The 22,587-nt window shown below is 70.8% G+C and carries 15 protein-coding genes; 10 read left to right on the forward strand and 5 right to left on the reverse strand.

Translation table 11 applies throughout. From position 1 onward, the window contains the following. Positions 1-1,272: 1,272 nt before the first annotated feature. From QBE02_RS07305 to QBE02_RS07320, 4 genes are all read left to right on the forward strand, one after another. Entirely contained in the window at positions 1,273-2,658 is a 1,386-nt protein-coding gene (locus QBE02_RS07305; protein ID WP_431844585.1) for an MFS transporter, read from the forward strand. A gap of 4 nt (positions 2,659-2,662) precedes the next feature. Continuing rightward, positions 2,663-4,936: a molybdopterin oxidoreductase family protein gene (locus tag QBE02_RS07310; protein ID WP_279367718.1), complete on the forward strand. Its 2,274-nt coding sequence runs from the start codon at positions 2,663-2,665 to the stop codon at positions 4,934-4,936. After that, positions 4,929-6,494 carry an FAD-dependent oxidoreductase gene (locus tag QBE02_RS07315; protein ID WP_279367719.1) on the forward strand — a complete coding sequence of 522 codons (1,566 nt, stop codon included), beginning with the start codon at positions 4,929-4,931 and terminating at the stop codon, positions 6,492-6,494. Before QBE02_RS07310 ends, QBE02_RS07315 begins: the two co-directional genes overlap by 8 nt. Positions 6,495-6,852: 358 nt before the next feature. After that, positions 6,853-7,485, forward strand: a complete 633-nt coding sequence (locus tag QBE02_RS07320) for a LysE family translocator (RefSeq protein ID WP_279367720.1) — start codon at positions 6,853-6,855, stop codon at positions 7,483-7,485. A 103-nt stretch (positions 7,486-7,588) separates the two neighbouring features. Here the strand turns inward: QBE02_RS07320 and QBE02_RS07325 are convergent, their stop codons facing one another. Continuing rightward, positions 7,589-9,070: an FAD-dependent oxidoreductase gene (locus QBE02_RS07325; protein ID WP_279367721.1), complete on the reverse strand. Its 1,482-nt coding sequence runs from the start codon at positions 9,068-9,070 to the stop codon at positions 7,589-7,591. A 165-nt stretch (positions 9,071-9,235) separates the two neighbouring features. Here QBE02_RS07325 and QBE02_RS07330 point away from each other — a divergent pair, with 165 nt between their 5' ends. From QBE02_RS07330 to QBE02_RS07345, 4 genes are all read left to right on the forward strand, one after another. Further along, the gene (locus tag QBE02_RS07330; RefSeq protein WP_279367722.1) at positions 9,236-9,904 is read left to right on the forward strand and encodes a TetR/AcrR family transcriptional regulator; all 669 of its coding nucleotides are present in this window, start codon (positions 9,236-9,238) and stop codon (positions 9,902-9,904) included. A 187-nt stretch (positions 9,905-10,091) separates the two neighbouring features. Next, on the forward strand, positions 10,092-11,333 hold the full coding sequence (locus QBE02_RS07335; protein WP_279367723.1) for an acyl-CoA dehydrogenase family protein: 1,242 nt from the start codon (positions 10,092-10,094) through the stop codon (positions 11,331-11,333). A 204-nt stretch (positions 11,334-11,537) separates the two neighbouring features. After that, complete coding sequence (locus tag QBE02_RS07340) at positions 11,538-12,710, forward strand: AI-2E family transporter (protein WP_279367724.1); 1,173 nt, start codon at positions 11,538-11,540, stop codon at positions 12,708-12,710. A 5-nt stretch (positions 12,711-12,715) separates the two neighbouring features. After that, on the forward strand, positions 12,716-13,759 hold the full coding sequence (locus tag QBE02_RS07345) for an ATP-dependent DNA ligase (protein WP_279367725.1): 1,044 nt from the start codon (positions 12,716-12,718) through the stop codon (positions 13,757-13,759). Positions 13,760-13,930: 171 nt separating this feature from the next. On the opposite strand, the gene QBE02_RS07350 is transcribed toward QBE02_RS07345, so the two are convergent. Next, the gene (locus tag QBE02_RS07350) at positions 13,931-15,202 is read right to left on the reverse strand and encodes an MFS transporter (RefSeq protein ID WP_279367726.1); all 1,272 of its coding nucleotides are present in this window, start codon (positions 15,200-15,202) and stop codon (positions 13,931-13,933) included. Between the two features lie 55 nt (positions 15,203-15,257). Here QBE02_RS07350 and QBE02_RS07355 point away from each other — a divergent pair, with 55 nt between their 5' ends. Beyond that, on the forward strand, positions 15,258-16,208 hold the full coding sequence (locus QBE02_RS07355; RefSeq protein WP_279367727.1) for an ArsR/SmtB family transcription factor: 951 nt from the start codon (positions 15,258-15,260) through the stop codon (positions 16,206-16,208). Here QBE02_RS07355 and ligD read toward each other — a convergent pair. Beyond that, positions 16,205-17,230 carry a non-homologous end-joining DNA ligase gene (gene ligD / locus QBE02_RS07360; RefSeq protein WP_279367728.1) on the reverse strand — a complete coding sequence of 342 codons (1,026 nt, stop codon included), beginning with the start codon at positions 17,228-17,230 and terminating at the stop codon, positions 16,205-16,207. The two genes, QBE02_RS07355 and ligD, sit on opposite strands and share 4 nt — an antisense overlap. A 486-nt stretch (positions 17,231-17,716) precedes the next feature. Between ligD and QBE02_RS07365 the strand changes: the two genes are divergently transcribed. Next, on the forward strand, positions 17,717-18,343 hold the full coding sequence (locus QBE02_RS07365) for a DUF1684 domain-containing protein (RefSeq protein ID WP_279367729.1): 627 nt from the start codon (positions 17,717-17,719) through the stop codon (positions 18,341-18,343). 53 nt (positions 18,344-18,396) lie between these two features. Here the strand turns inward: QBE02_RS07365 and QBE02_RS07370 are convergent, their stop codons facing one another. Then, a complete protein-coding gene (locus QBE02_RS07370; protein WP_279367730.1) occupies positions 18,397-19,491 on the reverse strand; it encodes an SseB family protein in 1,095 nt (364 codons plus the stop codon). Positions 19,492-20,036: 545 nt separating this feature from the next. Next, the gene (locus QBE02_RS07375) at positions 20,037-22,472 is read right to left on the reverse strand and encodes an ATP-dependent helicase (RefSeq protein WP_279367731.1); all 2,436 of its coding nucleotides are present in this window, start codon (positions 22,470-22,472) and stop codon (positions 20,037-20,039) included. Between the last annotated feature and the right edge of the window lie 115 nt (positions 22,473-22,587).

Below are 22,587 nucleotides of genomic sequence, written 5' to 3' on the forward strand. Positions count from 1 at the left end.
TCGCATCATTCAACTTGACTTCAATCGCCAGTGAGTCATGCACCAAATCAGACATGCGGCGCACCCCATCTGAGTCCCACCCCTCTCGTGACATCCGCAGCTCGATAGCCCGCGCATGCTGCGGCGACAATCCGGGTGCTGACCCGCCGCGCCCAGCGGCCAGAACCCGAGCTGCAGAGAGCGTAGGTATGCGCAGCTGCCGACGCTGAGCAAATAGAACGGCCTGCGACGAAGCCTGAACCATCAATGCGTCTGGAATACCGAAACCCGTCTTTGGCTCAAGAATGAGCCATGACGAGCGTCCAGGACCTGGAGCGAAGAGAGCTCCGGCACTTCGAGCGAGCTGAGCAGTCAGGTGCGCTTCCGCCTTAGGCACCCCGACCCTGCGGCCGCCCTTCGAGTCCCCTGCAGGAATTAGCTCAGTTGAGGCATGGAGAGAGTCTGCTGTATCTGCGGGTCGATCGGGCGGTGAATCAGATTGAATGAACGTATTACGCGTGGCGGCCCCGCCGCCGATGCCGACCCCCAGAAGGTCGCCCTCCCTCAGCGACGGCAGGCCAGCCAATATGACCTTCACGTCTGGAGCGGGTGACAGTAGAGACGCAATCGCCCGTACTGTGTCAGGGGAATACCGACGAACGAACCCTTGCGGGCTGATGTCCTGCGCCCGCGCTAGAGCTGAGATCACGGGACGGGGATCAAGGAACCGATGAGCGTAGGCTGACACAAAAGCGCGAAGATCTGCAGCCGCCCGTGTCGTCAAGTGCGCCGCTCTTAGAGTGTCGCAAAGCTCGTCTTGTACATTGGCATCCGAGGACGCCGAGGTCAGCCTCTCGAGTTCTTTCGCTCCTTCAAGCGATCTTTCTCCGAGTATGCGAAGGATCTCAAGGACGGGCTGAGCGTGGGCCGATCGATCGCCGTGCGGGAGGCTACTGTCCAACTGCTTCACCCCCAGTCCGTGTACACCCATCTTAAACATTTGTTGAAGCGAAGGGTGGTCCGTCCTGGACAGGGGCGGGAACCATGGCCGTGGTCCGCCGAGAACATCAGAGGAGAGGCCAGCCTCCCCTCCGCCTTGAGCTCGCCGCGCCGACCTGCATGTAACGCCTACGTAAACTCCCCCTCTCCCCCACCCCCACCGCGGGTGAGACAACCGTTACCTCCCCGCCCCTCCCGACGCGGTCCCGGGTAACGCCTCCTCCCTACGCTGACGGCACGCCCCGCCCATGCGAGGCGCTGCACCTCCCCCGCATCGCCCACCGGAGGACCCCCGTGACCGTCACCGACCCGCGCCCCGAAGCCACCACGGCACCGCCCGAAGCAGCCAGCGTAGAACTGACCCACCGCCCCGGCCGCTGGATCGACAACTGGAACCCCGAGAACCCCACCCAGTGGGCCAACGAGGGCAAGGCCATCGCCGCCCGCAATCTGCGGTGGTCGATCTTCGCCGAGTTCCTCGGGTTCGTCGTCTGGCAGCTGTGGTCCGTCGTCGTCGTCTCGCTGCCGGCCGTCGGCTTCCAGCTGTCGACGGGCGAGATCTTCTGGCTCATCTCGATGCCGAGCCTCGTCGGCGCGACGCTGCGCATCCCCTACACGTTCATGGTTCCCCGCTTCGGCGGCCGCAACTGGACGATCGTCTCGGCGGGCCTTCTGCTCATCCCGAGCATCGGCCTCGCCATCGCGGTGTCGAACCCGCAGACCCCCTTCGCCCTCTTGCTCCTCATCGCCGCGTTCGCCGGCTTCGGCGGCGGCAACTTCGCGAGCTCGATGTCGAACATCACGTTCTTCTACCCGGCCGCGCAGAAGGGATACGCCCTCGGACTCAACGCCGCCGGCGGCAACCTCGGCGCCTCGGTCGCGCAGTTCGTCGTCCCCATCGTCATCACCGTCGGCGCCGCAGCGACCCTCAACCTGCCGCTCGCTGGCCTCATCTGGGTGCCGCTGATCCTCGTCGCGATGATCGGCGCCTACCTCCGCATGGACAACCTCTCCGCCGCGAAGGCCGACATCACGGCATCCCTCGCCGCTCTGAAAGAGCCGCACCTGTGGATCCTCGCCGTCCTCTACATCGGCACCTTCGGCTCGTTCATCGGCTTCGCGGGCGTCTTCCCCAAGCTGCTCGCCGACACCTTCCCCGACTTCACCGGCATCGCGATCGGCACGGCGACCGTCACCCTCGCCTTCCTCGGCGCCCTCGTCGGCTCGCTCGCCCGGCCCTACGGCGGCAAGCTCGCCGACCGCTTCGGCGGCACGGTCATCACGATCGGCGCGTTCACGGTGATGGGTCTCGGCATCCTGAGCGTGATCCTCACCCTGCCGACGCAGAACTTCGCGATCTTCCTGCTCTGCTTCCTCGTACTGTTCGCGGCGGCGGGCATCGGCAACGGCTCGACCTACCGCATGATCCCAACGATCTTCGCCCTCAAGGCCAACGGCGGCGTCGGCGCGCAGCGCAAGGCCGCCGCGGCTCTCGGCCTCATCTCGGCAATCGGCGCGTACGGCGGCTTCTTCATCCCGCAGCTGCTCGGCTTCTCGAAGACGACGTTCGGCTCGTACACCCCCGCCCTCGGTTGGTTCGCCCTCGCCTACGTCGCGTTCCTCGCCCTCACCGCGGGCGTATACCTCCGCATGTCGAAGAAGACCGGAACGCGGATCTGACCCCATGAGCTCCGCCGACACCCACTGCCCCTACTGCGCATTGCAGTGCGCCATGACCGTCAGCCACGCGGGCCACACGACGGTCAGCGGCCGCGACTTCCCCACCAACCGGGGAGGACTCTGCGCCAAGGGCTGGACGTCGGCGGAGCTCCTGGCATCCCCCCACCGACTCCGGATGCCACTGATGCGGTGCCCCGACGGCACCCTCGCCGAGACCACCTGGGATGAGGCATTGGATGCCGTCGCCACGGCGTTCCGCGACACGAGAGCCGCCCACGGCCCCGACGCCAACGCGATCTTCGGCGGCGGTGGACTCACCAACGAGAAGGCCTACCAGCTCGGCAAGTTCGCCCGCGTCGCGCTCGGCACCTCGCGCATCGACTACAACGGCCGCTTCTGCATGTCGTCGGCGGCCGCGGCATCCAATCGGGCCTTCGGGATGGACCGCGGCCTCCCGTTTCCCGTCACTGACCTCGACGACGCCCGGACGATTCTGCTGCTCGGCTCGAACGTCGCCGCGACCATGCCGCCGTTCCTCGCGCACCTCGCCGGGGCGCGCGCCGCGGGCGGACTCATCGTCGTCGACCCGCGCCGCTCGGCCACCGCGCGCCTCACCGAAGACGGCGCCGGCACGCACCTGCAACCCGCGCCCGGCACCGACCTGCCCCTGCTGCTCGGACTCACGCACATCGCCCTCGCCGAGGGCCTCGCCGACCGCGCCTATATAGAGGAGCGCACGACGGGGTTCGACGCGGTGCGGCGATCGGTCGCCGCATGGTGGCCCGAGCGGACATCCTCAACGACCGGCGTCCCCGTGGTGCAGCTCCGCGAAATCGCCCGACGCCTCGCCGCGGGCGGCGCGTACATCCTCACCGGACGCGGCGTCGAACAGCACGTCGACGGCACCGCCACCGCGACCGCCGCGATCAACCTCGCGCTCGTGCTCGGTCTCGTCGGCCGCGAGGGCTCGGGCTACGGCACCCTCACCGGCCAGGGCAACGGCCAGGGCGGACGCGAGCACGGCCAGAAGGCCGACCAGCTGCCCGGCTACCGCTCCATCCGCGACCCCGAAGCGCGTCGGCACGTCGCCGGGGTGTGGGGCGTGGAAGCCGACGAGCTTCCGGATGCCGGCATCCCGGCCACCGCCCTGCTCGGCGAACTGGGCGGGCCGGTGAAGACACTGCTGGTCGCCGGCTCCAACGTCGTCGTCTCGGCACCCGACGTCGACGCGCTGCGGGAGCAGCTCCAGGCCCTCGACTCCCTCGTCGTCTGCGACTTCTTCCTCAGCGAGACCGCGGAGCTCGCCGACATCGTGCTGCCGGTGCTGCAGTGGGCCGAAGAGGAGGGCACGATGACCTCGCTCGAGGGTCGCGTGATCCGCCGCCGGCGCGCCCTGCCCGGACCCGAGGGCGCCCGCAGCGAGCTGTGGATCTTGGCCGAGATCGCGCGGCGTCTGGGAGCGGCATCCACGTGGTCGATCGATCCGGCCGACGTCTTCGACGAGCTCGCCCGCGCCTCCGAGGGCGGCATCGCCGACTACTCCGGCCTCTCGCACGCGCTGCTCGACACCGGCGTCGAGGCGTACTGGCCCTACCGCTCGTCGGGCACACCGCGTCCGTTCGCGGAGCGTTTCGCCCACGCCGACGGCCGGGCGCGGCTCGTCCCCGTCGAGGCGACTCCCCCGACCCCCGCCGACCGCGGCGCCGACCTCACCCTCACCACGGGCCGGTACCTGCAGCAGTACCAGTCGGGAACCCAGACCCGCCGCGTCACCGAGCTGAACGACGCCCGCCCCGAGGCGCGGCTCGAGATCCATCCCGCGACGGCGTCTCGGCTCGGCATCCGCGACGGAGTCCTCGTCGCCGTCTCGAACGAGCGCGGCACCGTGCGCGCGCGAGCGAGCGTGACCACCGACATCCGCCACGACACCGTTTTCCTGCCGTTCCACTACGCGGGCGAGGGGTGCGCCAACCGGCTGACTGAGGCGATCGTCGACCCGACCTCGGCCATGCCCGAGTTCAAGCGCACGCGGGTTCGGGTGCAGGCGATTCCGGATGCCGTGACCCCGGCGGATCATCACGTTTCGGCTGCGCCGGTCGTGGTGGCGGAGCACCCGGGGGTCGCGCCCGCGCTCGTCGGCGTCTCGGGAGGTGCGGCGCCGGGCGCGCTACTGGCGGGCGCGCTGTTGGCGGGCGCGACATCGCCGAGCGGACCGTCGACGAGCGCCGCGTCGTCGAGCACTGCGTCGTCGCGCACCGAGGAGGAGACCCATGTCTGAGCGTGTGGTGCTGGTGGGCTACGGCCCCGTCGGGGCGCGGCTGGTCGAAGGGCTCCTGCCCGCGGTGCGTGAGGGGCGCATCGATCTCACCGTCATCGGCGCCGAGCCGCACGACGTCTACAACCGCGTGCTGCTCGCCGAGTACGCCGTCGGCCGCACCGATCGCGACGGGCTCGACATGAGCGACCGCCGCGTCGCCGAAGACGCGGGCGTGCGATTCGCGCTCGGGACGACGGTGGTCGGCGTCGACCGGAATCTTCGGGTGGTGCGCCTGCACGATGGCATCCGGATCCCCTACGACCGACTCGTGCTCGCCACCGGTGCGCGGGCGAATGTGCCCACGCTCGCCGGTCTCGAGCGGGCGCAACGGCACCGGTCCGCGCGGCCGGCCGATCCCTCCGCCCTGGATCAGGGCACCGCTCCGCTCCCCCGCGGCGTCGTGGCGTTGCGCGATCTCGCCGACGCCGAGCACGTGCGCGCGGCGGTCTCGGCGGGTCAGCGCATCGTCGTGCTCGGCGCCGGAGTGCTCGGCATGGAACTCGCCCTCGCCGCCGCCGAAGCGGGCGCCGAGGTGGTCGTCGCGTACCATTCAGCCGCCCCGATGAACCGGACGCTCGATGAGAACGGCGGACGCGTACTCGCCGCCGCGGCGAGCGCCGTGGGCGTCGAGATGATGCACCACGCGCGCGCCGAGAGCATCGTGCAGCGCTACGACGATCACGGTCAGGCCTGGTTCGACGGACTCGTCTGCGCCGACGGCAAGGTGCTCGCGGGCGACCTGCTCGTGCTGTCGTGCGGCGTCGGAGCGCGCACCGAGCTCGCGTCGCTCTCGGGCCTCGCGACCTCGGCCGGCGTGCTCGTCGACGCGGCGTCGCGCTCGTGGAGCGACCCGACCGTCTTCGCCATCGGCGACTGCGCGCACGTTGCCGATCCCGCCGACGCCGAGCCCGACGGCCGCGTGCCGGGCGGCCCGAGCGGACTCGTCGGACCCGGCTGGCGGCAGGCCGACCGCCTCGCGGCGCTGCTGTCGTCGGGGGTCGAGGGACCCGCCTCCGTCGAACGCCCCGGCGTGGTGATGCTCAAGGCCGAGGGCATCGACGTGGTCGCCGGAGGCGCGGTCGACGCTGATCCGTTCTCACACGCTCCCGGATGCCACGGCCCCCAGGTCACGCTCTGGGCCGACCCCGCGCGCGGCGCCTACATGAAACTCGTCACCGTCGAGGGCGTGCTGACCGGCTTCGTCGCGGTCGGCATGCCGCGGACCGGAGCCGAGCTCACGCTGCTCTTCGAGCGCGGGTCGGAGCTGCCCGCCGACCGCTCATGGCTGCTGCGCCTCGACGCCGCGGACGCCGGAATGCCCGCCGTCGGCGATCCCTTCGCCGCCGATGCCACCGTGTGCTGGTGCAACGGGGTGAGCGCGGGGGCGATCCGCAAGGCCGTGGCCGCGGGCGAGCCGACGGTCGCGTGCGTGAAGTCCGCGACCCGCGCCGGCACCGGCTGCGGCGGCTGCGTCGGGCGCATCACCGAGCTGCTGGCGCGCGAGGCCGTTCCGGCGTGAGGACGTAGCTCATCCGCCGCAGTCCGCCCAACGGTCGCCCCACTTGCCCCACATGGCTGCCCGCGCACCCCACACCGACCATTCGCGGCAACTCACCCGCCGCGGTCCGCCCGACGGTCACCCCACTTGCCCCACATGGCTGCCCGCGCACCCCACACCGACCATCCGCGGCAACTCAACCGCCGCAGCCCGCCCAACGGTCGCCCCACTTGCCCCATGTGGCTGCCCGCGCACCCCACACCGACCATTCGCGGCAACTCAACCGCCGCAGCAGCGTGGTCGCGGCATCCGGAATCCCCTCGTGACCGCCCGCCACGCGCGACACGACTCCGAAACGCGACGGCAGTACAGTTCACGCATGCCTCCGATCGAGAACCTGCTGGCCTTCGTCGCGGCGTCGCTCGTGCTCATCGTCATCCCGGGTCCCGGCGTGCTGTTCGTGATCGGGCGCTCCATCGCGCTCGGCCGCCGTGCGGGGCTGCTCAGCGTGCTCGGCAACGCGATCGGCAACATCCCCGCGATCCTCGCGACGGCGTTCGGCATCGGGGCGATCGTGGCCTCGTCGATCGTGGCGTTCACCGTGCTCAAAATCGTCGGGGCGGCGTACCTGGTGTGGCTCGGCATCCAGGCGATCCGTCACCGCCGCGATCACGTCGCCGGCCCCGCGCCGAGCCCCAAGTCGCGCTGGACCCTCCTGCGTCAGGGCTTCGTCGTCGGCGTCACCAACCCCAAGACGATCGCGTTCTTCGTCGCCGTGCTGCCGCAGTTCGTCGACCCGCACGCGGGAGCCGTGTGGCTGCAGCTGCTCGCGCTGGGCCTGATCTTCCAGGTGCTGGCTCTGGTCTGCGATTCGACCTGGGCCCTCGCCGCCGGCACCGCGCGCACCTGGTTCGCGGGGTCGCCGAAGCGCCTGTCGGCCCTCTCGGGCACGGGCGGGTTCATGATGATCGGCCTGGGTGGGGCGCTCGCGCTGACCGGCGCGAAGAGCTGACACCGGGCCCTCGAGACTGCACTTCGCTGACAACTCAGCGTCATCCTGCAGCCGATGTGTCAGCGAGATGCAGTCTCGGCGCCTCACCGCGACCGCTGGCGCCTCAGCGCGCCCGAACGCCCAGATCGGCGGATGCCGCGCCCTCGAGCCGCGTGCCGTCCGGCGCGTAGCGCGAGCCGTCGACGGGGCTGTCCCAGGAGCGTTCCGCGTCGTTCCAGGTGAGCGGGGCCGGGGCGACAACCGCGCGCGTCTGTCCCTCGATCGTCGAGACCGCCGCGGTCCGGAGCCCCTGCCGCGACACCAGACCGGCGCCCTCGGCCGGCCGCTTCACCGGCGCCGGAGCCGCCGCAGCGAACGCCCCCGCGGCCACGCCGACGCGCCGCCCCGCCTCGCCGATCCCCCGGCCGAGGTCGGCGGGAACGGTCATGCGGGTGCCGATCGTGCGCATCCACTGCGGGCGGTCGCTGCGCGAGACCCCGCGGATCTCGTCGGTCAACCGCATCGCTGCGGCGGGGCCGTTGGTCAGCCCCCACCCCGCGTATCCGGTGGCGAAGCGGAGGCGTCCGAGGCCTCTCGGCATCCCTCCGACGAAGGGCACGAGGTTGTGCGACTGGTAGTCCTGGCCCGACCAGCGAGCGATCTCGGCGCCGACCGGCAGTGTGCGACGGGCCCAGGCGGCGAGGCCTTCGGCGAGAGCGACTTCCGAGGGGGCGGAGCCGACCGGATGCCGCGCCCCGGTCACCAGCAGAACACCGCGTCCGAATGAGGACGGTGCCGCGACGACGCTGCGGCCGTCGGCGCCGACCTCGCTCCACATGCCACCGGGGGCCTCGGCATCCCCCTCCATCTCGAACGCGATCGCCCACGAACGCAGCGCGCGCGTCTTGAGGTCGTAGAGGCCGCGGCGCGCGATGGGCGTGCCGGTGGCGAGAACGACGGTGTCGCCGAAGATCCTGCCGTGATCGGTGTCGACACGACCCGTGGGGAGGGCGTGCACGTCGGTCACGCGGACGCCCGTGTGCAGCGTCGCCCCGGCCGCGAGGGCTGCTTCGGCGAGCGTGCGCGAGAGCGCCGCGGGGTCGAGGGCGAGCTGATCGTCGAGGGCGAGGGCTCGCACGGGCGTGCGACCGCCGAGGTCGGAGGGGGCGTCTTCGCGGACGGAAAGCCCCGCCTCGCGCGCGGCGTCGCGCACCGCGTCGATCGCCGAATCGGTCGCGATGCCCCGACCGAACGTGAAGGCGGTGCGCCGGTCGGCGGCGGCACCGGCGCGCTCCGCGAGCCACTCCTGCCCCGCGCGGTTCGCGTCGACGTAGGCCTTCACGAGCCCGGCCGGGTGATGCGCGCGGAGCGCCGCGAGGGTCGTCCCCTGCAGAAGGGATGCCATCCCCACCGACGCCCCGGTCGCCCCCTGGCCCACCTCGCCGGCGTCGACCAGGGCGACGTCGACTCCCGCTTCGGCGAGCATCACCGCGGTCGATAGGCCGGTGATCCCCGCCCCGACGACGACCACGTCGTGCCGCGCGTCGGGTTCGAACGGCGTCCCGTCGAGGGACGTCTGGTCGCGGTGCCACAGGGAGGAGGTCATGCGTTCATCCCATCGCGGGCGCGGGGGTCTCGGCATCCGGTTGCCTCCATCGTCCGAATCGTCTATCGCCGCGTGAGCGGTCGAGAAGTGTCGCCGAGGATCGATCTGGGCGACACTTTCCGACCCCTCACGCGAGCGGCCGTGCCCCGTCGATAGGCTCGGGACGTGACCGACAGCGCCGCCCCCTCGAGCCGGACGGCCGTCGTGTCCGCCGCGATCGACCTGTTCGTCGAGCACGGCTACGACCAGACCTCCGTCGAGCAGATCGCGCAAGCGGCGGGAGTGTCGCGGTCGACGTTCTTCCGGCAGTTCGGGGGGAAAGAAGACGTCGTCTTCGCCGACCACGAGGTGCTGCTCACCGAAACGCGCGCGTACCTCGCGCAGCCGCACGACGACCCCTGGGCGGCGGTGTGCGAGGCATCGGTGCGGGTGTTCCGGCACTTCGCCGCCGACCCCGAGCTCGCCCGGCGCCGCTACGCGATCGTGCGGCAGATCCCGGGCTTGCGCGACCGCGAGATTGTCACGGTGTTCCGCTACGAACGCCTCTTCGACGAATACCTGCGTGAGGCGCTCCCCGGTCTCGACCCGCTGGATGCCGTCGGCTTCGCGGCCTCGGTCACGGCGGTGCACAACCACGTGCTGCGGCGGCTGATGCGGGGTGCGCGGGTGCCGGCATCCATTCTTCGTCGCGCCCTCGACGATGTGCTGCGCCGCTACGGCGTGCACCCCGACGGCGACGACGCGGCCGGAGACGACCTGATCGTCGCGGCGTTCCCGCGGCGCATGCCCGCGGCGGAGGTCACGCGGCGGCTGCGCGGGGCGCTCGGGGACTGAGTTCGGGGCGCGGCGCTCGGGGACTGAGCGCGGGGGTGCGGCCGCCCGCTCGGCCGCCCCGCCTGACCGTTGAGTGTCCGAGACGCCCGGACACTTCCGAAAATCGTCCGCGTGTTCTGGACACTCATCGTGCGATGAGCTACCAGAACCGTGACACCGAGTACCAACATGCGCGATACTGGGAACCATGACCATCGACGCCGATGCCCGCACGCTCCCCGGTGAGCGCGTCGCCCACTACGACCTGCTCGGTCGCCGCGACACCGACTACTACGCGGTGTTCGCCGACATCCCCGACGCCGACCGCGCCGTGTGGGACACCGCCAAGGCCTTCGCCGACGAGGTCGGCACGCGCATGCAGGGTGAATGGGATGCCGCGAGCTACCCGATCGACCTCGTGAAGCGCATGGGCGAGCTCGAGCTGTTCACCGACGGCATCGAGCACGACGAGTTGCCCTACACCTCGCCCCTGGCCGCGGGCCTGGTCAACATGGAGATCTCGCGCCACGACGGCTCCCTCGCCACCGCCCTCGCCGTGCAGGGCGGACTCGCGCTGCGGACGCTGGCGTTCTACGGCTCGCCCGAGCAGCAGCAGCGCTGGCTGAAGCCCCTCGCCGACGGCACCGTCCTCGGCGCCTTCGCGCTGACCGAGCCCGACCACGGCTCCGACTCCGTCTCGCTCGAGACCACCGCGACGCGCACCGACGACGGCTGGTCGCTCAGCGGCACGAAGAAGTGGATCGGCAACGGCGCCTCCGGAGGCATCACCTTCGTCTGGGCCCGCGTCGAGAACGAGGGCGGCGACGACCACGGCAACGTGCGCTGCTTCCTCGTCGAGCAGGACACCCCCGGCTACACGGGCACCGTCATCACCGGAAAGGTGTCGCTCCGCGGCATCCACCAGGCTCACATCGCGATGGACGACGTGCGTCTTCCCGCGGATGCCGTGCTGCCCGGCACTCACACCTTCAAGGACGCGTCGGTCGTGCTCTTCGCGACGCGTTCGGGCGTCGCCTGGTCGGCGCTCGGCCACGCGACCGCCTGCTACGAGATCGCGCGGACGTATGCCACCGAGCGCATGCAGTTCGGAAAGCCCCTCGCGAAATTCCAGATGGTGCAGGAGCGCCTCGCACAGATGCTCGACGAGCTCACCGCGATGCAACTGTACTGCCGCCGTCTCGCCGACCTCGAGTCGTCGGGCGGCCTGCGTCCCACTCAGGCGTCGCTGGCGAAATACCACAACACCCGGGCCGCGCGCCGGGTCGCCGCGATCGCCCGCGACCTGCTCGGCGGTAACGGCATCCTGCTCGAGAACGGCGTGATGCAGCACATGGCCGACATCGAGGCGATCCACACCTACGAGGGCACCGAGAGCGTCCAGGCGCTGCTTCTCGGCCGCGACATCACGGGCATGAGCGCGTTCGTCTGATCCCGGATGCCGGGTGACCGGCGGCCGACTCCTCTCGATGACGTCGCGCGCGTTCGGTCTCAGATGCCGTGGCCGGTCTGAGCGGGCCCGCGCGGGCCTGCGGCCCGCGGAACGCCGGGGATCCCGGCATCCGTCGCCCTATCCGCCCCCGGGATGGCGCGCAACCTCCGCACCCATGTCGGAGGCCCCCGCTACCTTGTGAGCATGGGCCTGTTCTCTCGTCACCCCGCGCCGCGCGACGCCATCACCTCCGTCGCGCAGGCCGTCCAGACTCCGCCGAAGAGCCTCTGGGCTGATGGGTTCGGCCGCCTCGCGGTGCGGGCCGTGCAGATCATCGTCGTCGTGGTGCTCGTCGCGGGGATCATCTGGGGCATCCAGCAGGTGACGCTCGTCATCATCCCGCTCGTGCTCGCGCTCATCTTCGCCTCGGCCTTCGGCCCGGTCACGATGTGGATGCGCCGCAAGGGCGTGCCCGCGGTCATCGCTACGCTGCTGACGCTCTTGGCCGTCGTCGTGGTGCTCGCCGGCCTCGGCTGGCTCGTGGCGAACGCCGTCATCAACCAGTGGGACTACCTCAGCTCGCAGGCGGTGCAAGGCTTCGAGCAGGCTCAGGACTGGTACCACACGCTGCCCTTCGCGATCTCTCAAGACCAGGTCAATCAGGCGATCCAGGGTATTCAGGACTTCGTGACGAGCTCGTCCTTCGGCACCGGCGCACTCGCGGGCGTGAGCGCGGTCGCCTCGTTCGTGACGGGCTTCGTGCTCATGGTCGTCATCCTCTTCTTCTTCCTCAAAGACGGCCCGCGCATGTGGGAGTTCGTCCTTCGTCCGTTCCACGGCAGCGACTACGAGCGGGCGCGCCGCATCGGCGACAAGACCGTTACCGTCCTCGGCTCGTACGTGCGCGGCACGGCATCCGTCGCCGCCGTCGATGCGATCGGCATCGGCATCGGCCTCGCGATCCTGCAGGTGCCGCTCGCGCTGCCGCTGGCCGTGCTCGTCTTCCTGCTCGCGTTCATCCCGATCGTGGGTGCGGTCACCGCCGGCATCCTGGCCGCGCTCGTCGCGCTGGTCACCAACGGTCCGATCGTGGCCCTCATCGTCGTCGGAATCGTCGTGCTCGTGAACCAGCTCGAGGGCAACTTCCTCCAGCCGGTGCTCATGGGTCGCTCGATGAAGCTGCACTCGTTCGTCGTGCTCGTCGTGCTGGCCGGTGGTACCGCGATCGGCGGCATCCTCGGCACCCTGCTGGCCGTGCCCCTGACCGCCGTGGTGTGGGGCATCATCACCGTCTGGAACGGCCCCGACAAGCCGGCCGAGTGGGCGCGCCGCAAGAAGCGTAAAGATCCCGTCCCCCTGTCGGGTAACGAGAGCTGACGCCCGTGCCGTACGACATCCCGGCGCCGATGCTGGCGAAGTCCGTGCCCGAGGTGCCCGAGCACGCGAAGGTCGAGGGCGGCTTCAGCTACGAGCCCAAGTGGGACGGCTTCCGCGCCCTCATCTCGTGGGACGGCACCGACGTCGAGATCGGCAGCCGCGGCGCCAAGCCGCTCACCCGCTACTTTCCCGAGCTCGTCGCGGCGTTCGCCGAGCTGCTGCCCGAGCCGTGCCTCATCGACGGCGAGGTCGTCGTGGCCCGTGGGGCGGAGGGCGAGCAGCGCCTCGATTGGGAGGCCCTCTCGCAGCGCATCCACCCCGCGGCCTCGCGAGTGAACATGCTCGCCGAAGAGACCCCGGCCATGTTCATCGCGTTCGACCTGCTCGCCCGCAACGACCGCGACCTGCAGGACGATCCGTTCTCGGAGCGACGGGCGCAGCTCGAAGACCTGTTGGGTGCCGTGCCGCATCCCGTGCACGTCACGCGCACGACCGACGACCCCGACCTCGCCCGCCGCTGGCTGGCCGAGTTCGAGGGCGCGGGCCTCGACGGCGTGATCGCCAAGCCCCTCGCCCAGCCGTACGCACCGAACAAGCGCACGATGTTCAAGATCAAGCACGCCCGCACCGCCGACGTCGTCGCCCTCGGGTACCGCATCCACAAGTCGGGCGAGGGCGTGGGCTCGCTGCTCGTCGGCCTCTACGACGACGAAGGCCGTCTGCACGGCGTCGGCGGGGTCTCGGCGTGGACCGACAAGCGCCGCAAAGAGCTGATCGACGAGCTTGCGCCCCTGGTGGAGCGCGACGCCGACGGCGAGGCGGTGGTCGGCGAGACCGACCGCTCGCGCTTCTCGGCGTCGAAGGACGTGTCATTCGTGCGGCTGCGCCCCGAGCTCGTGCTCGAGGTGCGCTACGACCAGCTCGAGGGCAAGCGCTTCCGCCACACCGTGCAGTTCGACCGCTGGCGCCCCGACCGCGACGCCCGCTCCTGCACCTTCGCGCAGCTCGAGACCGTCACCTCGTACGACCTGGGCGACGTTTTGGACTGAGGCCGGCTGCTCGTCGAGCTGGCGGTGCGGTCGGGGTATGGCATCCGTGCGCTCTGATCTGTCCGCGCGCGTCTCGAAGACAGGGAACGCCCCCGGAACAGGCCAAAACTGGCGGCGCAACCGTCCTGTTCTCGACGCCGCGTCATGTTTTCGTGACGGCGACCGCGGGCGCTACCCCGCGGCGTCCGCCTTCAATGCCGCCCGGCGGGCGATCACCACGACGCCCGCCGCCGCTCCGGCGAACATGGCGGCGAGGATGACCCACCCGCCCGTCCCGAGGTCGATCGCCGTCAGCGTCACGACGGCGGGCGCGAACATCGCCCCCACCGCGTACCCCGTGCCGTAGACGCCCTGGTAGCTGCCCATACGCTCCTGCGGGGCGAGGTCGAAGCTGAGACTCCAGCCCGCGGCGCTCGACATGATCTCGGCGAGGGAGTGCACGACGGCGGCCGCCAGAAGCACCACGATCACCAGCGTTGCGGGCCCCCAGCCCTCTCCCCCGACCCATCCGGCACTCGCCCACAGCGCGCACGCCGCCACCATCAGCCACCCGGCGCGCGTCATCGCGCGTCCCGCGCCCGCGAAGGTTCCGGTGCCGCGGCTCATCCGCACCTGCAGCAGCACCACGACGATCGTGTTGACCAGCAGGAGCGGGCTCACCACCACGTCGGCGGCGATCGTGTGCGCGACGACCCACAACGGCACACCGATTTCGAAGACCCCGAACTGGATGCCGAAGACCCCCATCAGAGCGGTCAGCCACAGGAAACGTGGGTCGCGGTAAGGACTCCGGCCTCCCGCGGCGGCGGCCGTCGAGTCAGGTGCCGTGACCACGACGTCGACGCGCGCCGGGTCCAGGCCGGCGACGAGCACCGCGGAGGCCAGGAAGAGCGACCCGGCGAGAGTCATCGTCAGGTGGAAGGCGAAAGGCGTCCCGAGTGCCAGGGGAATCGCCGCGATCGCGGTTCCGACCCCGATGCCGACGTTGGTCACGGTCCGCATCGTGGCGCGGATCCGCACGCGATCCTCGCCGCGGAACGCGCGGCCGACCACGGACGAGCGCACGCTGCCGCCGCCCTGCTGGGCGAGCAGCACGAGAGATGCGACGACCACGAGCGTGGGCAGATCGCGCACGAACAGGTAGCCGATGAGGGCGCCGCCCTGCACGACGTGCAGCACGACGAGCATCGTGCGCGCGCTGAAGCGATCGGACAGGTGCCCGAAGACAAGCGAGCTCGCGACACCGACCGCGCCGGCGATCGTGAGGCCGATTCCGACCGTGACCGGCTCGAGGCCGACGATGAGCGTGAGGTAGAGCGTGGTGAGGGTGAAGAACGCGCCGCGACCGAGGGTGTCGACCAGGGTGATCGTCAGCAGGCGACGGAGCGTCTTGTCCGTCTGGACGAGGGTTCTCAGGGAAACGGTGGGGATCGTGCTGGTCACGTCTCCATTGATCCAGGCACGGCCGAGTCGTTCAATCGATGTAGCGTGGGGCTTCATGATCCGATACGAGTTGGACGCCGCCGACATCTCGGCGATCCGCTTCGGCATCTCGCCGCTCTCCGAACTCGGGCTCGGTCTGCGCGCGCTCTCACAGCCCGACGGCTTTCCGCTGCAGCGCCCGTGGCTCGAGCGGATCGCGTCGGTGCGCCCGCTGCTCGACCTCGAGGTGCTGCTCGCGCTCGTCAACGACCGCACCTGGACCGCCGACTTCGTGAACCCTCGGCCGGCTTCTCCGCTGACCTCTCTCGATGACGAGCTGACCGCGCTCGGACGGATCACCCGCGCCCACTTCACGACCGACCTCGAGCGCGTGCACGGGGAGGTGCCCGCGGTGTTCCGGGGCCGACACGACCTGGTCATCGCCCGCCTGCAACGCGCCCTCGCCACCACGTGGGATCTGTGCTTCGCCCCGCACTGGGCGCGCATGAGCACCGTGCTGCGCGCCGACATCGCCTACCGCGGCCGCATCGCGGCGCAATCCGGAATGGGCACCGTCCTCAACGGACTCTCGGATGCCGCCCGCTACGACGGCCGCCACCTCGACGTGCGGCTGTGGAACCCCGAGATCCGCCGTCGCCCGGTGCGCGGTGACGGGCTCACTCTCGTCCCCTCGATCTTCACGGTCCGCGTCTCGACGCCCATCGACGACGACCTGCCGCCGACGGTGATGTACCCGGCCCGCGGCCAAGGGGCGATGTGGTCGACGAGCGGGCAGCCCGCGCCGGACGCCGTGTCCGACCTGCTCGGGCGGACGCGCGCCACCCTGCTCGCGGCCCTGGGCGAGCCGGCATCCTCCACCGATCTCGCTCTCCAACTGGGCGTCTCGACTTCCGCGATCAATCAGCACCTGCGCGTGATGGAGCGTGCCGGGCTCCTGAACCGGGCGCGCTACGGCCGCGCGGTGCTGTACTACCGCAGCGCCGCGGGCGATGCGTTGACGCCCTAGGCCTCCGGGTTCCTCGCCCGAGACGGCTGCACGCGCGGCGGCTCTCCCGCCATCTTCGGGAACTCGGGAGGGAACGGCAGTTCGCCCAGGCCGTTGTCGAGGTCGCGCTGCCACCACTCCAGCAGGGTGTCGATGCGTCCGGGCTTGTCGGCGAACCCCTTCCAGGGATCACCGACGGATGCCAGTCGCTCGGGGATCGAGCGCACGGTGAACGCGAGCGGGTCGAGGTCGTCGAGCTCGTCCCAGGCCACCGGCGTCGACACCGTCGCGGTCGGAAGGGCCCGTGGCGAATACGCCCCGGCCATGGTGCGGTCGCGGTTCGCCTGGTTGAAGTCGACGAAGATCCTCTCGCCGCGCTCTTCCTTCCACCAGTTGGTGGTCACGGCATCCGGCATCCGTCGCTCCAGCTCCCGAGCCGCGGCGATCACCGCGTGCCGCACGTCGAGGAACTCGTGCGTCGGCTCGATCGGGCAGAACACGTGCAGGCCGCGGTTGCCACTGGTCTTGATCCAGGGCTCGAGCCCCGCCTCGCGCAGCACAGCGCGCAGCTCGTGGGCGGCGGTGACGGCCTCTGCGATACCCGTTCCCGGCTGCGGGTCGAGGTCGATGCGCAGCTCGATCGGGTGGTCGGGATCGGTCGCGAGCGAGGCCCACGGGTGGAACACGATGGTGTTCATCTGCGCCGCCCACACCGCCGACGCGATCTCGCCGAGGAAGAGCTGCGGATGCCGCCGCCCGCTGTTGTACGTCACGGTCACCGCCTCGACGAAAGCGGGCGCACCCTTCGGCGGGTTCTTCGAGAAGAACGCCTCACCGCCGACGCCCTCGGGGAAGCGCTCGAGCGAGACCGGCCGGTTCCCGTTCGCGGCGATGAAGGGGTCGGCGACGGCGATCAGGTATTCGGCGAGCTCGCGCTTGGTGATTCCGACCTCGGGCCACAACACGCGGTCGGGGTTCGAGATGCCCACCTCGCGCTCGCCCTCGGGTCCCGGAACGGTCAGCGTGATGCGGGGGGATGCCATGACCCGACGCTAGTGCGCGGGCCGGGGCCGTGTCTGCCCCGTTGCGGGCATTCGGGCGGGGCTCCGCTTCTGCGGGGTGTCACTGCCGTGGGGCGTCACTGCCGTGGGGTGCCGCGGCCGTTCCGGGGCACGCTTCGTGGGGCGCCCTTGCCGTGGGGCGCCGCGGCCGTTCCGGGGCACGTTTCGTGGGGCACCCTTGCCGTGGGGCGCCGCGGCCGTTCCGGGGCGCGCTTCGTGGCCCCGGGGCGCGAGAGATGGCCCCGGGGCCACCTACGCACGGCACCCGCACGCTCCCTGCCACCCTCGCTCGGCCCGCGCACCGCATCCGACCCCTGGGCCACACCGCATCCGGCGCGGATCAGGTCGCCATCCGTGGCCCCGGGGCGCCAGAAGTGGCACCGGGGCCACGTACGCACAGCACCGACGCCCCGCGGCGGGCGTGTCCAGCCCGAGCCGCGGCATCCGCCCCGGTCCTACGCTCGGTATATGACTTCCGCCGCCGCCCGCTCCGCCCTCGACATCGCCGACTGGCGCCGCCGCGTATTCGCGCTGTACGACGCCGTGCGCGAAGCCGACGACCCCGAAGACGCTCACGAGCTCTGGCGGATCGAGCGCGACGCGCTGTTCGCCGATCACCCGGCCACTCCCCTGCTTCCGGAACAGCGCCAGGGCTTCGTCGGGCTGCCGCTGGCGCCGTACGACGCCGCGTGGCGGTTCGAGGTGCCGCTGCTCGACGCCGACGAGGCGTCGTTCGTCGCCACGACCGGCACCGACGGCGAGGTCGGATTCGAACGCATCGGTCGCGTCGAGCTCCCCGACACGGGCTCGCTCGATGTGTGGCGGCTCACCTCGTACGGCGGAGGGTTGTTCGTCCCGGTGCGGGATGCCGCGGCCGGACGCCCCGGTGGCACGTACGGCGGCGGGCGCTACCTGCTCGACACGATCAAGGGCGCCGACCTCGGCCGCGGCTCCGCCCCTGACACCCTGGTCATCGACTTCAACTTCGCGTACAACCCGTCGTGCGCCTACGACCCGATGTGGGCGTGCCCGCTGGCCCCGGCCGGCAACGTCCTGCCCGTCGCGGTGCCGGTCGGCGAGTTGTACGGGGTCTGACACGAACGACGGCGGGCCACCCCGAGAGGGATCGGCCCGCCGTCGTTCGTGTCTTAGGCGGTGGGTTCGGCGCCCTCTTGCGCGAGGGCGATCACGGGTGCGAGCTCGTCGCGGTCGATGCGCATCCACGGTCCCGCCGGATCGATCAGGATGCCGGTGAGCCCGGTGTCCCCGGCCAGCGCCTTCGCGAGCTGGTCGCGCGTGATGGGCAGCGGCTGGTCGCCGCGACCGAGGGCGAGCAGTTCGAGCGGGTGCGTGAACACCTCGAGGAAACGCTCGCCTGTCGCCGAGCGTGACTCGGCGACGCCGATCGGGCCGCCCTCCTCGGAGCGGTTCACGCCGATCCACAGCGGAGCCTCGGCGACGATCGCGTCGACGATGGTGGATGCCGTGGAGTCGTCGCGGGTCTCGCACAGGGCCGTCTTGATGCGGAGTTCGGGGTCGACTTCGGCGACCATGCGCTCGAGCAGCGCCTTGGGGAGCACCGCGCGATTCGCGCCCGACGCGGGGTCGAGGATGATGCCCGCGTAGGGACCGGCGAGCACGTGACGCAGCAGTGCCATGACCGGCTGCCCCATCGCCGAGGTGTCGCGGTCGCCATCGGCGTCGACGCTGGCGCGCAGCGCCGGTCCACCGCTGTAGGCGAGCACGAGCTGCTCGTCGCCGTTGTTGGCCACCGCGAGCGGCAGGTCTTTGCCCTCGGCCAGCAGCGCGCGGGCGTCGCCCTTCACTCGCAGGAAGACGTGCCCCTGCAGCAGCTGACGCGCGATGTTGAGCAGCTGAGCGGGCTCGGGCTGCCCCTCGATCTCGGCGAGAGCGTTGCCGAGCAGCACGTTGTCGCGCAGCCCCGGCACCGTCTCGGGCGCCTCGGGGGCTTCCATCGCGCCGGGCTGACGCGCCGAAGGGCGAGCAGCGACGGGCGGGGTCGACGACGGTTCGGGGGCGTCGGGGCCGGCGCCCACACCGCGGAACGACGACATCGAGATGCCGACGGTGGGCGCGGCCTCGGCCGGAACCTCCGGGGCCGGAGCAGCGTCGCTCGGGCCCGCGGGATCGATGGGCTGTTCGCCCGGCTCGATCGTGGTGTCGGGCCGGTCGACCGATGCGTCGTCGGAGTCGGACTTCTTGCGGCGCGAGAAGAGAGCCATTGTTTCAGCCTAGCCGGGGCGCTCCCCGCCCGCTCCCCAGCCCGGTCCGCGAGCGCGGCTCCGTGGGGGCCCGCCCGGTCCGCCGAGCGCGGCGCCGTGGGCTCGGCAGGTGCGGCCCATGGAACTGGCGGGGCGCCCGTGACGCGGGCTCGGCGGGCTCAGGCACAGGCTCTGGGGCTGGGCATGACGTTTCGAGCGCGATCTTTCGCGCCCCAAACGGAAGAACGCGCCCCACCCTGAGAATCTCGGCGCCGACAGCCTTGTCCCACCTCCGCCGCGACCGCCCCACACGAGCGAACTGCGGCGATGGGGTGCTGCACGTGCGCGCCGGCAGCCTTGTCCCACCTCCGCCGCGACCGCCCCACACGAGCGAACCGCGGCAACGGGGCGCCGCACGTGCATCGGGGTGCACCGCGCACGCCCCGGTGCACGGAACGCACCCCGAACCGCCCCGCGCGCGGGGAAGATCGCCCGCACGCGGGAGACCCGGCGCCTGCCGCCCAACCCAGCGCCCAGCGCTCAGCGCAGCGCCCAGCGCACGGCGCCTACAGCTTGGTGATCGGCGCGATCTTGACGAGCAGCTTCTTCGGGCCGACGGTGTCGAAGCGCACGTGCGCCACGCGCTTCGCGCCCTCGCCGGTCACGGCATCCACTCGACCCTCGCCGAAGTCGTCGTGCCGGATGCGGTCGCCCGACGCCAGCTGCATGTCGCCGTTGTCGCGGACCTTGGCCGGGATGCGGTTGGGGAACTTGCTTGGATCGGCCGGCGCGCGCTTGGGCAGCGGCACCAGGTCGTCACCGTACCGGCTTCCGCCCCCGGGCTGGCCGGGGCGTCGTCCGCCGCGGGCGTTGAGCGCGCGCGACTGCGAGCCGCCACGGCCGTTGACGTCGCCCGGCGACTGCCGCCAGTCGATGAGGTCGGCGGGGATCTCCTGCAGGAACCGGCTGGGCATGGCCACCGTGACCTCACCGAACTGCGCGCGGGTCATCGCGAGCGACAGGTGCAGGCGCTTGCGGGCCCGCGTGATGCCGACGTAGAACAGCCGCCGCTCCTCTTGCGGACCGCCCGGCTCGTTCGCCGAGATGCGGTGCGGCAGCAGATCTTCTTCGACACCGGTGAGGAACACCGCGTCGTACTCGAGGCCCTTCGCCGTGTGCAGGGTCATGAGCGACACCGAGCCCGACGCGTCGTCGAGATCGTCGGCATCGGCGACGAGGGTGACCTCGGTCAAGAAGTCGATGATCGTGCCCTCGGGGTTGTTGCGCGCGAACTCGCGGGTCACGGCGACGAGCTCGTCGAGGTTCTCGAGGCGCGCCTCGTCTTGCGGGTCTTTGCTGGCGCGCAGGGCATCGAAGTAGCCGCTCTTGTTCAGCAGCAGCGTGAGGCCTTCGGTGACCGAGGTGGAGGGGGCGAGCTCTCCGGATGCCGGCAGCATGATCGCCGTGGCCTCGGTCAGCACCGCGTCGAGCTGGTCGATGGCCTTCTGCAGCTTCGGGCCGACACCGATCTGGGCCGAGTTGGCGAGGGCATCGCGGAAGGTGATGCCGTGCTCGGCGGCGTATCGAGCGATGGCCGTCTCGGTGACATCGCCGATGCCGCGGCGCGGACGGTTGAGGATGCGACGCAGCGCCATCGAGTCGGCGGGGTTCGCGACGGCGATGAGGTACGCGAGCGCGTCCTTGATCTCGGCGCGCTCGTAGAACTTGGTGCCGCCCATGATCTTGTACGGCACCGCGGAACGGATGAAGATCTCTTCGAGCGCACGGGACTGCGAGTTGGTGCGGTAGAACACCGCGACTCCGGAGTACGGCAGCCCCTTCTTGTGCAGCGCCTCGATCTCGTCGGCGACGAACTGCGCCTCGTCGTGCTGCGAGTACCCGGTGAAGCCGATGATCGGGTCGCCCGCGCCGACGTCGGTCCAGAGCTTCTTGTCTTTGCGGTCGAAGTTGTTCGAGATGACCGCGTTTGCCGCCGAGAGGATGTTCTGCGTCGAACGGTAGTTCTGCTCGAGCAGCACGACCTTGGCGCCCGGGTAGTCGCGCTCGAACTCGCTGATGTTGCGGATGTCGGCACCGCGGAACGCGTAGATCGACTGGTCGGAGTCGCCGACGACGGTCAGCGAGGCGGCGTCTTCGCCGGCGGGCTCGGCGTCGAAGATCATCATGCCGCCGGACGAGAACGGCTCGGCATCCGATCCCGGAGGCCGCGTGAGCTCGTGGATGAGCGCGTACTGCGCGTGGTTGGTGTCCTGGTACTCGTCGACGAGGATGTGGCGGAACCGCTTGCGATAGCGGTCGGCGACCTGCGGGAACGCCCGGAACAGGTAGACCGTCTGCGCGATGAGGTCGTCGAAGTCGAACGCGTTGGCCCGCTGCAGCTCGCGCTGGTACGAGCCGAAGATCTCGACGAACACACGCTCGGCGGGGTCGCTCATGTTCGCGGACCGCGCGTAGGACTCGGCATCCGCCAGCTCGTTCTTCAGCTTCGAGATGCGGCTCTGCGTGCCGGCGGGGGTGAGGCCGAACGAATCGCCCTCGTGCTCCTTGACGAGCCGCTTGATGAGGGCGCGCGAGTCGCCGGAGTCGTAGATCGTGAACGACTTGGTGAAACCGAACTGCTCGGCCTCGCGTCGCAGGATGCGCACGCACGCCGAGTGGAACGTCGAGATCCACATGCCGTCGGCCTTCTGCCCGATCAGCTGGTGCACGCGCTCGCGCATCTCGCCCGCGGCCTTATTCGTGAAGGTGATCGCGAGGATCTGGCTGGGATACGCCTCGCGCGTGCGTAGCAGCGACGCGATGCGGCGCGTGAGCACGCTCGTCTTGCCGGAGCCGGCGCCCGCGACGATGAGCAACGCCTGGCCGCGATAGGTCACGGCCTCGCGCTGCGGACCGTTCAGCCCCTCGAGGAGGTCGGCGTCGGGTCGGGATGCCGACGGTCCGGGACCGTCGACGATGAGAGGCGTGGAGGCGTCGGTCATGGCGTGGTCAAGTCTAGGCGGGGCCTCCGACATCGGCCCCGTCGGCGGCCACGCCCGCGGGTTCGCGGCGTGCAACCGTGGGCTTGGGGCCGCGGATCGCGCCCCGGGGCCACGA

Origin of the sequence: Microbacterium testaceum, assembly GCF_029761935.1 — a bacterium.
GTDB classification, from domain to species: Bacteria; Actinomycetota; Actinomycetes; order Actinomycetales; family Microbacteriaceae; genus Microbacterium; species Microbacterium testaceum_A.